The organism is Paraglaciecola sp. 25GB23A (assembly GCF_040012495.1).
Lineage (GTDB): Bacteria > Pseudomonadota > Gammaproteobacteria > Enterobacterales > Alteromonadaceae > Paraglaciecola.
Map to the genome: position 1 here is coordinate 174,681 of NZ_JBDYKM010000002.1, position 13,883 is coordinate 188,563.

Sequence of the window (13,883 nt, forward strand, 5' to 3'; positions counted from 1 at the left end):
ATAATTAGCTAAAACGCTGCTCTAAGTAACGAATTATCTCACCACTTTCATACAACCACGTCTCTTTACCTTCTTCATTAATACGTAAACAAGGCACTTGGATTTTGCCTCCTTGCTGTTCTAATTCATTACGAAAAGCGCTATCTTTAGTTGCATTACGTTTTTCCATCGGTAAATTCAAACGATGTAAAGCGCGGCGCGTTTTAATACAAAATGGACAAGCAAAAAATTGGTATAAAGCCATATTTTTAAGCGCAATTTCTACTTGTTGTTGTGCTTCTACACTGCGTTTCAGTTTGCGTGGGCGGGTAATTAAATCAATTAAAGCGATGATGGAACCTAATAGGTTTCGAACTAAGTTTATTAAAAACGACATGAATATTTACTACTTTAAAAATCAGGAGCGTAGTATAAAACCAATGACGACACAAAGTAAGTGCAGCAGAAGATCATTCGCATAATTTTATTGTTCAGAACAAATCTCTACTCATATCAGAGTAAGGCAGTGTCAACTTTCATCGAGCCAAAGTGCCTAAAATCAATCTTTCGCATTGGCGTAGTCGGTAACCCATTTTATTTAGCTATTATCAACTAACAACTAAGCCTAATAGGGGCCGAAAATAACAATCTAAACATTCTATTATTCTGAAAACGGTTATCATGGGTGTCATGATAATTACCGCGTAGTCGGTAACCCATTTTATTTAGCTATTACCAACTAATAGCTAAGCCTAATAGTGACCGAAAATAGCGAACTAAACATTCTATTGTTCAGAAAACGGTTATCATGGGTGTCATGATAATTACCGCTGGATCTTGCAGCCAAAGCACAGTATTTTCGCTATTAACAATGCATTAAACGAACCATGGAGTAACGGTGTGAATGGATTTCAATAAGAGTATAAAACCGAGTGTTTTTTTATTTATTCTGGGTTTTGTGGGGATTGTGTCTATTGTCCCTTTTATCCCAAATCTATTAGCGCTTCAATCGGCACCCTTGCCTTTGACAGTGGAGATGATTCAAGTTGTATCAGTTATACAATCGTCAGTATTACTGCTGTTTTTGGTTGGACTTGGTTCAGTATTCTCGAAAAAGGTTGGATTAAGCTCTCCAGTTATTTTCGCTTTAGCTCACTCTGAGAATGCGCTCAAAGAGTTAAAACCACAAATAATACCTGCCATAATAGGCGGGATCGTTGGAGGTGTATTTTTACTTGCCTTACTTGGCACATTCTCTAGTTATCTTCCCGCAGAGTTTCTCAGCGCCGGTGAGAAGCTCATGCCCCCTTGGTATACCAAGTTACTCTACGGTGGTATTACAGAAGAGCTGCTTATTCGTTGGGGCTTGATGTCATTTTTTGTTTGGGGCATGTATCGTTTAACTCAAAAAAGTGGCTCTGATATTCGCTCGCACAACTATATTTTGGCAATTTTAGTGTCTTCTTTAATATTTGGTCTTGGTCATCTGCCTATCGCTTTTGCTTTGTCACCTGAAATTACTGCGCCTTTGGTTGCTTATATTATTTTGGGAAATGCCTCTTTTGGTTTTATAGCAGGTTACTTATATTGGAAGCGTGGATTAGAATGCGCTATTGGTGCACATATGGTTGCGCATCTGACAATGATAGTAGGTGCAAATTTTGCCTAACAAGCAATTAAAGAAGATATAAAAAACGCGTCTTGCTCTGCGCATTATTTAGGCCTTTGTATTAACTCGGGTTATTTATAATGAGGTTGATTTCAATACTGCGTGTTTTTTATTTATTAGTCACCTTGAGTTTGTTTTTAAGTGTTTGGGCATGGGCTAGGAGTAAAGCCATAACACTTAAATAGCACCCCATCTTCATAGATGCTTGATGCATACCCAAACGCCTCCACAAAATATGTGTTTATCATTTTATGTGCAGAATATTAATCAATCCAAGGAATGTTTATCTATGTCATTTGGCTCTTTAGGCTTGTGTGATGAACTATTAAAAACTGTAATTGAGCAAGGTTATAAAACACCATCACCGGTGCAAGTTGCAGCTATTCCTGCTGTGCTTAGTCAGCGTGATGTTATGGCGGTGGCTCAGACCGGTACTGGCAAAACAGCTGGTTTTACGCTGCCTATGGTGCAGTTATTATTTGGTGGCCCGAGTGCTAAAGCGCAATGTGTGCGAGCCTTAGTTATTACGCCGACCCGTGAGCTAGCTGCTCAGGTTGCTTCCAGTGTTCAAAACTATAGCCGCCATTTGGATATTAGCACTGCCGCGGCGTTTGGTGGTGTGAGGATTGAGCCGCAAATTAATCAGTTGCAAGCTGGTTTAGATGTACTTGTTACTACGCCTGGTCGTTTACTCGATTTGTATAATCAAAAGGCAATTCTCTTTGACCAGCTGGAAATCTTGGTTTTGGATGAGGCTGACCGTATGTTAGATATGGGCTTTATCGACGATATCCGTCGGATCCAAACGTTATTGCCAAGCAAACGTCAAACCCTGATGTTTTCAGCGACGTTTTCCACAACAATTAAATTACTGGCTAAAGGGATGTTAGATAATCCACTGGTGCTTGAAGTCGCTGCCACAAACAACTCTATCGATACGATAAAGCAAGTTATGCATCCTGTGGACAAGGCGCGTAAGAGTGAGGCCTTGATTCACCTAATTAAAAAGAACAAATGGCATCAATTGTTGGTCTTTAGCGGAACCAAGCACGGTGCTGATAGTTTGGTCCTGCAGCTGGAAAAGGCCGGAGTTTCTGCAGTATCAATTCATGCGAACAGAACCCAACATGCACGCACGGCTGCTTTAGATGGATTTAGAAATGGCAATATTATGGCTTTGGTCGCCACTGACGTTGCTTCACGGGGAATAGATGTAAATCAACTGCCTTGTGTGGTTAACTTTGATTTACCTTATGTAGCTGAAGATTATGTGCATCGTATTGGGCGCACTGGTCGTGCGGGTAACTCTGGTTTAGCCGTTTCACTATACAGCGATGATGAGTCTAAGCGCTTAACGGCTATCGAACATCTTGTTGGTCGTAAGTTTAAACTGGAGATCATTCCGGGCTTTGCCCCCAGTCTTAAAGCGCCAACAAACTCATCCGAAGATGATGAGTATGGTAATTTTGAAGCAGACCCCAAACCTCGACATAAAGGTCAATCTCAAGGACGTGGGCGGCGTGGTGGTAGGTAACTCAGCAAGGGCTTAACGGTGATGTTGTTTTAGGGTGTTCTAATCATTCTTCTGCCGGCAAATTTACCATTTTGGCTTGTTTTATTCGGCCCTGAAGGACCTCCTACAAAAAGGCGGTGTTATGGATGTCCTGATGATTCATTGCTGACAAATGTACCATTTTGGCTTGTATTATTCGGCCCTGAAGGACCTCCTACAAAAAGGCGGTGTTATGGATGTCCTGATAATTCATTGCTGACAAATTTATCATTTTGGCTTGTATTATTCGGCCCTGAAGGACCTCCTACAAAAAGGCGGTATTATGGATGTCCTGATAATTCCACTGATAATTCATTGCTGACAAATGTGTCATTTTGGCTTGTATTATTCGGCCCTGAAGGACCTCCTACAAAAAGGCGGTGTTATGGATGTCCTGATAACTCATTAGAAAACTCATTCAACTTCTATTGAATAGACAAGTGAGTGAGCTTCACCTTGCTCATAAAGACCGATTGTTACGCTTCGGACACGAGTTAGTCTTCCAGTTATGTAAATGGTCTAAAGCAACCGTCATTATTCACAAGGAGGCCGATGAGCAAACATTTGAACAAGAGTTGTGTAAAGACGTGATTACGCTCATGACTGTGTTTTCAGCAAGAATGTGTGGCCATCGTTCACATCAAAACAAAGGGCTTGCTCTAGCTGCTTGACACTGTACGAATGCCCAGTATATTTACAGCATGAAGATTGCCTTTAAAACTCGATTACTTGCCAACAACAAGCAAGCAAGCCATATGCTAAAAGCCTGCGGCGTCGCACGCTTTGCGTGGAATTGGGGATTGGCGGCATGGAATGAGCAGTACAAAGCGTTTAAAGAAGATAGCATCCAAACAAAACCCTCTGGGATGGCCCTTAAGAAGCAGCTCAATGCTATTAAGAAAGAGCAATTTCCATGGATGTACGAGGTAAGCAAATACGCATCTCAGCAGCCGTTTATTTTCTTAAATCAGGCGTGGTCCGATTATTTTAAAAAGAAAAAACAAAATGGGAAGCCGGTTGGCCGACCTCGCTTTAAAAAGAAAGGCAAATCAATTGATTCGTTCTACGTAGGAGGCGATCAAGTTGTTGTGTCAGGGCGCTTAGTCAAAGTGCCCAACCTGGGTTGGCTTAAGATGGCCGAACCCATTAAGTACGGTGGTCATATTAACAGTATGACTATCACTCGAACCGCAGATAAGTGGTATGTCTCGTTCTCAATGGATGTTGAAGTCTCCATGCTCCCAAGCAAAAGCCAAGCACGGTGTGGTGTAGACTTAGGTATCAATAAATTGGCAACATTAAGTAATGGAGACATCCGTTACTGGGACACCCCAAGACCACTAAAAAGCTCATTGAGAAAGTTAGCCCGTTATCAGCGACGCCTAGTTAAGAAAGTAAAATCATCAAAGGGGTATCAAGTGCTTAAGATGAAGATTGCTCAACTGCATAAGCGTATAGCTGATATCCGGCGAAATACACTGCATCAATTGACTCGTTATCTAACAGAACACTTCTGTGATGTGACAATAGAGGATTTGAATGTCAAAGGGATGATGGCGAATAGGACGTTAGCCAGACACATTGCTGATGTAGGTCTTTATGAGTTTCGTCGTCAGATGGTGTACAAATCAGACTGGTATCAAACAACACTCACAATTGCTGATAGATGGTTTGCATCGAGTAAGTTGTGTTCAGATTGTGGTGTTAGAAATGGTGAGCTGAAGCTTTCAGACCGAGTATTCCGGTGTGAATGCGGTAACGGCAAATGCCGTGACTATAATGCCAGTTTGAATTTAGAAATGTATACGGCACGCTAAGCCGGAATTTACGCTGTGGGAGATGACGGCTCTTTATTTGTTGCCTAGCAACAAATAAAACCAGCATCGTTGAAAGCAGAATTAACCTTCAGACTATGTGCTCAGGTTTGAGTAAGTGTTTTAAAGCGGCTACCATGCAATAAGCCCTTCTGATTTACCAATTCATTATTTATACTTCAATTGCGTAACTGGTTGTTATTTCAACGTTTCCTGTCAGCATTAACATGACAGAACAGTATTTTTCTGCTGATAATTGTACGGCTCTAGCGACGTGTTTATCAGTGATTTTTTCACCTTTGACCACATAATGTGCATGAATTTTGGTAAAAACACGCGGGGCCGTTTCTGCGCGCTCGGCACTTAATTCACAGTAACAATCGTGAATTGTTAAACGTGATTTTTGCAGAATATCGACCACATCAACTGAGGAGCATGAACCAACGGCAAGTAATACACTTTCCATGGGGGTAATGGCATCACCATGGCCATCCAAAACCAAGGATTTTCCACTGTCAGTTTCGCCTAAAAATGATAAACCTTGTTGCCAGCTTACTTTTGCTTTCATGGTGACCTACTTAGTTTTGTCTATTAGGGTGATTTTATTTTTATCGAGTAAGATGCGTTTTTGTTTGAACAGTCCACCAATGGCTTTTTTATAAGCACTTTTACTAACGTTAAACCGTTTAGTAATTTCTTCTGCCGGACTTTTATCAGTTAGGGTCGATAAACCACCGTGGGCAATTAAATCTTCAATAATTTGTTCAGCTAAACTGCCGCGCGCATTGGTATCATGAAACTGAAAGCACAAATCAATTTTACCGTCTTCGCGAATTCGCTTGATGAAACCTGGTAATTTATAGCCAATTTTGATGGGTTTGAATACTTCATCTTTAAAAATCAAACCCAAATATGCCCCATTGATAATGGCTTTATAGCCCATATCAGTGCGCCCGCAAATCAATAAACTTACTTCTTGCTTGGGCTCAAATTCAGTCGCTACTTCGGGTAAAAAGTCTCTTAAACGGGTTGAGGCGGCAATACGATTAGTTTCTTCATCGCAAAATAAATATACCACGTAAGAGATACCTTCAGACATCGGGTAGTCTTGTTCACTGTAAGGCACTAAGAGGTCTTTTTCTAAGCCCCAATCTAAAAATGCCCCAACGTTATTAACACTGACTACTTTTAAATAAGCACATTGGTCGACCTGTGCTCTGGGGTTTTTAGTGGTGGCGATAATACGATCGTCACTGTCGTGATAGATAAATACGTCTAGCCAATCGCCTTGTTTGCAGCCTTGTGGTGCAGTATTAGTGGGCAATAATATTTGACCCAGTTCACCACCATCGAGGTAAAAACCAAAGGGAACCTGATTAACAATTTCGAGGTGATTAAACTTTCCAATATGAACCATAAACAATGCTGAGCCTAATAAAGTAATGACTTGTTATTGTAACTGATTATTTTCATAGGCTATACATGCAAGAAAAATTAGTTTGCAGTTAAAATTGTCGATTACCCTGATATTTTTCGTGGCATAATCAGCCTTATAGCGGGGTTATAATCTAGGAAAAAGTATGGGTACTGTGTTTCTTAACGGTGAGTTTATGCCGATGTCAGAAGCGAAAATTTCACCGATGGACCGGGGCTTTTTGTTCGGTGACGGTATCTATGAAGTTATTCCTAGCTACGCAGCTAAATTGGTTGGTTTTAAACCGCACATGAAGCGCTTACAAGTTGGTTTGCAGGCCATTGGTATGGGCATGCCAATGGCTATATCTGACATCCAGACTGTAATCGACCGCTTAGTTGTTGACAATGGCGCAGGTAATTTAGGCATTTATTTACATGTAAGTCGTGGTACAGACAGCAAGCGCTTCCATGCTTATCCAACGGGCGTTAGTCAAACTGTATTTGCTTTTACCTTTGAGATCCCGCCTGAACCGGTCGCGGATAAACAGCATGTGAAAGGCTACAAAGTTGTCAGTAGTGCGGATTTACGTTGGAAACGCTGCCACATTAAATCCACATCTTTGCTGGGTAATGTGATGCATTTTCAACAAAGTCAAACCGCAGGGGTGAATGAAACTTTACTTTATAACGACGCGGGTTATTTAACCGAAGCCAGTGCGTGCAATGTGTTTATTGTGCAGCAAAATACGATTATTACGCCTCCACTGAGTGAACAATTATTGCCTGGGATCACACGGGGAATGTTACTCGACATTCTCAAAGTAGACGGACACTTGCATTTTGAAGAGCGTGCTATTCATATGGACGAAGTACGTAATGCAGATGAAATTTGGCTAACTAGTTCATCCAAAGAAATCGCGCCTGTGATCGAGCTTGATGGTAAACCGGTCGGTAATGGGCAAGTGGGTGAAATGTGGCTAAAAGCGCAAAGCTTATTTAGTGCTCATAAATATAACTATTAGCCAGCGGTCTTATTATGTCTCGTCCAACTAAAATTATTATTGACACTCAGGCAATTAAATATAATTGCCAGTTGGTCACAATGATTGCACCACAATCAAAAGTGGTCGCGATGGTTAAGGCTGATGCCTATGGGCATGGCGCCGCTGAAGTGGCCAAAATATTAGCGGCGCAAGTCGGCAAATTAGGTGTCTGTTGTTTGGAAGAAGCGCAATTACTGCGAGACGCCGGCATAAATAAGCCGATAGTCCTGATTGAAGGTTGCTTCGAAGAACATGAGTATCATCTTTCTGCCAAGCTTGATTGTGAAATCGTGATCCATAATGAGCAGCAACTGAGTCAATTGTTGGCGCTCGAGCAAACCTTTGCGTTTACGGTGTGGTTAAAAATTGATACTGGTATGCATCGACTCGGTATCAGTCTTGAGCAATCCGCTGAAGTATTTGCCCAATTACAAACAAGTACTAAGGTGGCAAAAATCATTTTAACCAGCCATTTTTCTAATGCGGATGAATTAGACAGCCCCTCTACACCAGATCAAATTAGGAGATTTGAGCGCAATATTGCACCACTGCTGCAAGCTCAAACTAAACCTGTCGAAATCAGTCTCGCTAATTCTGCCGCTATTTTGGGCTGGCCAAAGAGTCACTATGATTGGGTTCGCCCCGGTATTATGCTTTACGGCATTAGTCCTTTTGCAGGCGCTGAGCACAACGCCGATAAACTGCGTCCTGCCATGCAGTTTTGTTCCAAGGTCATTGCGCTTAGAACAATTCAAGCGGGTGAGACAGTAGGATATGGTAATACTTGGCAAGCTGAGAGAACTTCGATTATTGCAACGGTTGCTGCTGGTTATGGAGACGGTTATCCACGTACTGCACCTTCCGGCACACCAGTATTAGTCAATACTCACAGAGCTAAATTAGTGGGTCGCGTATCCATGGATATGTTGAGTGTGGATGTCACTGAACTACCTCATGTTGCTGTAGGTGATGAAGTTGAACTGTGGGGAGCGAGACTGTTGGTTAATGAGGTTGCACAATATGCAGGCACCAATGGCTATGAACTGGTGACCCGCATGCCTTCTAGAGTTGCGCGCAGTTATCAATAATGCGTTTATACTTCAGCTATTAGTACTGCTCTCAATGGCGCGGGATAACCTTCAATGGTGCGCGTAGGGTCTTGTGGATCCATAAAATCGGCAAGAGAAAGGCTTTCCATCCATGCTGTTTTGCGCTGTTCTTCGATGGTGGTATGGGCCACATCAACGACTCTAATATTTTTAAAACCCACTCGCTGCATCCACAGGGTCAAGGCCTTTGTCGAAGGTAAATACCACACATTTCGCATCTGAGCATAGCGGTCTTGCGGCATAAACACGGTTTGCTCGTCCCCTTCAACCACCAGTGTCTCTAATACTAACTCGCCGCCTTTACGTAACTGATGTTTAAGTTGGTACAAAAAGTCGATGGGGCTTTTGCGATGATAAAGCACGCCCATGGAAAACACGGTATCAAAAGCTTTTAAATCGGGTAACTGTTCAACTCCGACTGGGATTAGATGGATGCGGGGATCAGGATTAAAATGTTTTATAGCTTGAAACTGCATTAAAAATAGCTGTGAAGGGTCCGCGCCAACCACGAGTTTGGGGTCGTGAGCTAACATGCGCCACATGTGATAACCACTGCCACAGCCAACATCTAAGACATGGCGATCTTGTAAGGAATGAATATGTGGCAGCACTCTGTCCCACTTCCAATCAGAGCGCCATTCAGTATCAATATAAATCCCATGAATGTTAAAGGGGCCTTTGCGCCAAGGCATAAATTGTTTTAATAAACCCATCAGTTGTTTATGGGTATGCTCGTCAATATCTTCTGCCTGGCCCAAGGCAACGTGGTTTAGTAACTCTATGTTGGATACTTTTGTGTCGGGTAACATAGCCAGTAATTTTAGCCATTTGTTAAAATCACCATGCAGTTGTTGTTGCTGCCACTGGGATAATTGTGCGGGTAATACTTCTAACCAATGACTCAGTGGTGACTGGGCAATTTGCTGATAAAAATCTTTAAACCAAGGTAAAGACATAAACGTTAGGTCCTTATTTTATTGCCACAATAGAAGCAAAATTAAAGCATTTGAACCATTGCACAACTTCTTTAAAACCGCTGTTGGATAGTCGTTGCTGATGGCTCTCATACGTTTCAATCCGCATTACATCTTCTAAGGCACTGCGTTTTTGACTAATTTCGAGATCACTATAGCCATTACGGCGCTTAAATTCATGATGTAGGTCTATCAGTACCTCGTTAGCCATAGTCTGAGTATCGCGTAGTTTTTCTGACAAAATTAGGATGCCACCGGGTTTTAGGCCTTGATATATTTTATCGATGACGCTGGCTCGTTGTTCTGGACTGATAAACTGTAAGGTGAAATTCATAATGACCACACTGGCATTGGCAATATCAATATTTTGTAATTCATCACAAATCACTTCGATGGGAGCAGCAGACTTAAATGCTTTAGTATGTAAACGGCAACGTTCTACCATAGCAGCGGAATTATCGACTGCTAGAATCTTACAATCTTTTGCTTTAAGATTTTTACTGGCGGCTAAACTAGCCGCACCGAGTGAACAACCTAGATCGTAAATGTGACTGTCGTCTTGAGCAAATTTACCCACTAGTTGACCTATGGTATCGATAATAGTGGCATAACCCGGCACTGACCGTTGGATCATATCTGGGAAAACTTCGGCCACAGCTTGGTCAAAACGAAAGGGTTCGACGGCCTGAGGCTGTGAATAAATGGCGTCTTTGCCTGTTAACATGAGTTTGTTTTTCTAACTGTATAAAAGAGCCGGTAATTCTACCCGCCAAGCGGCTGGCAAGCAATTTCCTTTGTGGCTCGCGAATAAAATGGAATATAAAAAAAGCCCTGATTTCAGGGCTTTTTAGCTTGGTTATCTTAGTTAGGCTGCTTCAGAAGCTTTTGGTTTACGCTTTGCCCTAGGTTTAGCCACCGTTTGCGCCAGTTCACTGGGATCAAAATCATCAACGTTGATGGTACGTAGACGTCCTAATTCAGTTTCTCTTAACAATTCAGCTTGTTGCTCATTAATGACTCCGAGTTCTAAACCTTTGTCGGCAATTTTGTCTAAATTGGTGAAAGGATAACGTTCTTTCGCTGCTGCACATATTTTGATGTACAAGGGCTCAGCGGCAATTACATTTTCAAGCGTTTGCTCTAAGTCACCCATTAACATTCCTGGTTTGCGTGACAAAAATTGTCCTTTGCCCAGACGTGTACGCGCATCACAAGGTGTTTGCAGAATAGTCGCAATTTGGTGGTCTAACTTATCTGAGGGTTTAGTAAAATGCTTACCAAAGGGCATAATAGCCAGTTTTAAAGCCTTACCTAACCATACATTGGGGAAGTTATTTAATAGCTCCTCTAAAGACACTTCTAGCTTATGTAAGGTATCTTGCATCGCCCAGTGTACAAAAGGCAGATCTTCAGGTCTGCGGCCTTCATCATCAAAGCGTTTAAGCACACATGAACCTAAATATAGATAGCTAAGCAAGTCGCCTAAACGAGCCGATATGCGCTCACGACGTTTTAACTCTCCGCCTAATACACCCATGGCGACATCAGACAAAAACGCCATATTTGAGCTGTAACGCTGCATTGCACGGTAATATTGACTAGTTTCATCCATAAAAGGAGAGCCTGCTAAACGAGCACCTGTCATTGAAAACCATAAACTGCGGCTAAAGTTGCTAATGGCAAAACCAACGTGAGCAAACAAAGCTTTGTCAAATTGCGCCAAGCCTTCTTTTTCATCGGGATTATTGGCCGCAAAAAGCTCTTTTAAAACAAAAGGATGACAGCGCATCGCACCTTGACCATAAATCATCATATTTCGTGTAAGGATATTGGCACCTTCCACAGTGATGGCAATGGGGGCACCCTGATAACTACGACCTAAATAATTATTTGCGCCTAACATGATGCCTTTGCCACCATGTACGTCCATAGAATCATTGACGAGCTGACGCATCTTCTCAGTTAAGTGATATTTACAAATCGCTGATATAACCGAGGGCTTTTCACCTAAATCAACACCTTTGGTAGAAAATGCGGTTACGGCGTCCATCAAATAAGTATTACCGCCTATGCGGCCCAACATTTCTTCGATGCCTTCCATATCGCCCACAGGGATCTTAAATTGACGACGAATACGTGCATAAGCGCCAGTGGCCAATGCAATGCTTTTTGCGCCACCCGCGGAATTTGAGGGGAGGGTAATACAACGACCAACCGATAAACATTCAACCAACATCCGCCAGCCTTGGCCAGCCATTTTGGCTCCGCCAATAATGTAATCTAAAGGCACAAAAATATCTGTGCCGCGAATAGGGCCATTTTGAAAAGGGACATTTAAAGGAAAATGTCGATTACCGATCTCGAGACCTTCAGTTTCCCTTGGCAGCAGAGCACAGGTGATACCAAAGTCTTTTTGCTCACCTAATAATCCATCAGGATCATACATTTTAAAGGCTAAACCGATGACGGTAGCTACCGGCGCTAAAGTAATGTAACGTTTATCAAATGTCAGTTTTAAGCCAATGATCTCTTCGCCTTGCCATTGACCTTTGCACACAATGCCAGTGTCAGGTAGTGAGCCAGCGTCAGATCCGGCTTCGGGTCCCGTTAGGGCAAAACAAGGAATTTCTTCGCCGCTTGCTAATCGTGGTAGATAATGATTTTGTTGTTCAGGTGTGCCGTAGTGTTGTAACAATTCACCCGGGCCTAATGAGTTAGGAACACCGACTGTGGTGGCAAGTACAGCGCTTACTCCAGATAGTTTTTGCAATACACGAGATTGAGCATAAGCAGAAAAATCTAAGCCACCATATTCCTTTTTAATTATCATCGCGAAAAATTTATTATCTTTGAGATATTGCCATACTTCAGGTGATAAATCGGCTCGGGTATGGGTGACATCCCAGTCATTACACATATGACAAACTTCTTCTACTGGGCCATCTAAAAAGCTTTGTTCCTCAGCTGTTAAGCGGGCTTGTGGAATATTGTGCAGCACTTGCCAATTGGGGTTGCCGCTAAAAATTTCTCCATCCCACCATACTGTGCCTGCGTCAATTGCATCTTTTTCAGTACTCGACATTTCAGGCATGATTTTTTTGTACAGTTTAAGTACAGGCGTCGTGATGTATTGAACTCGAATAGATTCAAGGTTGAGGGGAATAGCGATAAGCAGATACAGTAGCCAAGTAAACTCACCTACGATACCCATGATACTGCCCAATACTAAGGCACCAAACATGGCGACTGTTGCATTAAACATGCTCATTCGAAAATAACTTACCGCACCAAAAGCGAAAAGTATCAATAAAAACCATAACAAAAATTGCATATTAGCTCCAAATTTAGAGGTCAGACCACGACGCAAGTTATAATCTTGTTAAGCAAAGATCAACAGTAATGCGTCATTTTATTTACTGGGTTACTTGATAATAGCTAGCATCCCCTCAACAAGCGAGATGCTATTACATTCTTCTATAAGTGTTTATACGCAGTTTATTCAAACTGGATTATAAGCGAGACAGAAAGGATAGGGGATTTTGACTCATGTAAAGATCCCTTGCAGATACTCTGCTAAGACCGAGTTGCACTGTATTGACTTAATTTAATATCGCCTTGTTCGTCACCATCTTTAAATTGTTGGAGTCTGACCAATTGAAAATTAAGTGCCGGTGAAAACCAAGCAAAAGTATTGCGACTGGAGTTTTCTCTGACAATGCCTACTTTTATTGCCTGCACTTCGCCAAAAGGTAATGATAAGGTTTCTATGCCCAATACTTGCATCTGATATTCGCGATATTGGCCTCTGTCATTAATGACTCGATAGTCAAATTGGGTTTCACCCAGCGCTAATTTAGCTTGCAAATCAAGGCGATAAAGTTGATTGTCAAGCTGATCTTCTAAAGGGAAGCTTGGACGGTCATTAACCAATATCTTACCTTTTTCATGATCAAATTCGATGCGCATATGTTTATCTGAGCCGGTGCCCGTGCGCTTAAAAACATAACTTTTCGGAATGATTTTATTTTCTTCAACAGTAAAATAGCTGGTTTCTTTACGTTTGTCAGAGAGGAAAAAAATAGAGACACTGGAGCTATAATCGAGGCGGTATTGATTATTATCTAATTTGCTGAGGGATATATTGGCCTTCCCCAATTCTTTGCCGTAACGGTAAGCTTTGAATTCTGCGGCAAAATTTGCAAAAGGATCTACTTTAGGCAAGTTATCGACAACCTCATTTTTAACGACTGGAGTGTCACTGCCAGCAACTAATTCGGTCGCGTTGAGAGGCAAAGACAAAGCCATGAGACTCCCCCAGAGACACATC

Annotated in this window: 13 protein-coding genes; 6 read left to right on the forward strand and 7 right to left on the reverse strand. The window is 42.0% G+C overall.

Translation table 11 applies throughout. The features are described 5' to 3' along the window. Positions 1-4 precede the first annotated feature (4 nt). Positions 5-376, reverse strand: a complete 372-nt coding sequence (locus ABKW31_RS06005; protein WP_348615370.1) for a glutathione S-transferase N-terminal domain-containing protein — start codon at positions 374-376, stop codon at positions 5-7. Between the two features lie 507 nt (positions 377-883). On the opposite strand from ABKW31_RS06005, the gene ABKW31_RS06010 reads away from it, so the two are divergent. From ABKW31_RS06010 to ABKW31_RS06025, 4 genes are all read left to right on the forward strand, one after another. After that, a complete protein-coding gene (locus ABKW31_RS06010) occupies positions 884-1,648 on the forward strand; it encodes a CPBP family intramembrane glutamic endopeptidase (protein WP_348615371.1) in 765 nt (254 codons plus the stop codon). Between the two features lie 289 nt (positions 1,649-1,937). Beyond that, positions 1,938-3,182: a DEAD/DEAH box helicase gene (locus ABKW31_RS06015; protein ID WP_348615652.1), complete on the forward strand. Its 1,245-nt coding sequence runs from the start codon at positions 1,938-1,940 to the stop codon at positions 3,180-3,182. 458 nt (positions 3,183-3,640) lie between these two features. Continuing rightward, positions 3,641-3,871 (forward strand): hypothetical protein, encoded by a 231-nt coding sequence (locus tag ABKW31_RS06020; RefSeq protein WP_348615372.1) that lies wholly within the window; start codon positions 3,641-3,643, stop codon positions 3,869-3,871. A gap of 30 nt (positions 3,872-3,901) precedes the next feature. Beyond that, the gene (locus tag ABKW31_RS06025; RefSeq protein WP_348615373.1) at positions 3,902-5,017 is read left to right on the forward strand and encodes a transposase; all 1,116 of its coding nucleotides are present in this window, start codon (positions 3,902-3,904) and stop codon (positions 5,015-5,017) included. A gap of 169 nt (positions 5,018-5,186) precedes the next feature. Here the strand turns inward: ABKW31_RS06025 and ABKW31_RS06030 are convergent, their stop codons facing one another. Both ABKW31_RS06030 and ABKW31_RS06035 read right to left on the reverse strand, forming a co-directional pair. Then, positions 5,187-5,582 (reverse strand): OsmC family protein, encoded by a 396-nt coding sequence (locus ABKW31_RS06030; RefSeq protein WP_348615374.1) that lies wholly within the window; start codon positions 5,580-5,582, stop codon positions 5,187-5,189. Positions 5,583-5,588: 6 nt separating this feature from the next. Further along, positions 5,589-6,431 (reverse strand): S1-like domain-containing RNA-binding protein, encoded by an 843-nt coding sequence (locus ABKW31_RS06035; RefSeq protein ID WP_348615375.1) that lies wholly within the window; start codon positions 6,429-6,431, stop codon positions 5,589-5,591. A 163-nt stretch (positions 6,432-6,594) separates the two neighbouring features. On the opposite strand from ABKW31_RS06035, the gene ABKW31_RS06040 reads away from it, so the two are divergent. Together ABKW31_RS06040 and alr are read left to right on the forward strand one after the other, a co-directional pair. Then, on the forward strand, positions 6,595-7,452 hold the full coding sequence (locus ABKW31_RS06040) for an aminotransferase class IV (protein WP_348615376.1): 858 nt from the start codon (positions 6,595-6,597) through the stop codon (positions 7,450-7,452). Positions 7,453-7,466: 14 nt separating this feature from the next. Beyond that, entirely contained in the window at positions 7,467-8,561 is a 1,095-nt protein-coding gene (gene alr, locus ABKW31_RS06045; protein WP_348615377.1) for an alanine racemase, read from the forward strand. Between the two features lie 5 nt (positions 8,562-8,566). Here the strand turns inward: alr and cmoB are convergent, their stop codons facing one another. The 4 genes from cmoB to ABKW31_RS06065 form a co-directional block, all read right to left on the reverse strand. Beyond that, on the reverse strand, positions 8,567-9,538 hold the full coding sequence (cmoB, locus tag ABKW31_RS06050) for a tRNA 5-methoxyuridine(34)/uridine 5-oxyacetic acid(34) synthase CmoB (RefSeq protein WP_348615378.1): 972 nt from the start codon (positions 9,536-9,538) through the stop codon (positions 8,567-8,569). Between the two features lie 13 nt (positions 9,539-9,551). Next, the gene (gene cmoA / locus ABKW31_RS06055; protein ID WP_348615379.1) at positions 9,552-10,280 is read right to left on the reverse strand and encodes a carboxy-S-adenosyl-L-methionine synthase CmoA; all 729 of its coding nucleotides are present in this window, start codon (positions 10,278-10,280) and stop codon (positions 9,552-9,554) included. A gap of 141 nt (positions 10,281-10,421) precedes the next feature. After that, complete coding sequence (fadE, locus tag ABKW31_RS06060; RefSeq protein WP_348615380.1) at positions 10,422-12,887, reverse strand: acyl-CoA dehydrogenase FadE; 2,466 nt, start codon at positions 12,885-12,887, stop codon at positions 10,422-10,424. 242 nt (positions 12,888-13,129) lie between these two features. After that, on the reverse strand, positions 13,130-13,861 hold the full coding sequence (locus tag ABKW31_RS06065) for a DUF3108 domain-containing protein (protein WP_348615381.1): 732 nt from the start codon (positions 13,859-13,861) through the stop codon (positions 13,130-13,132). Positions 13,862-13,883 lie beyond the last annotated feature (22 nt).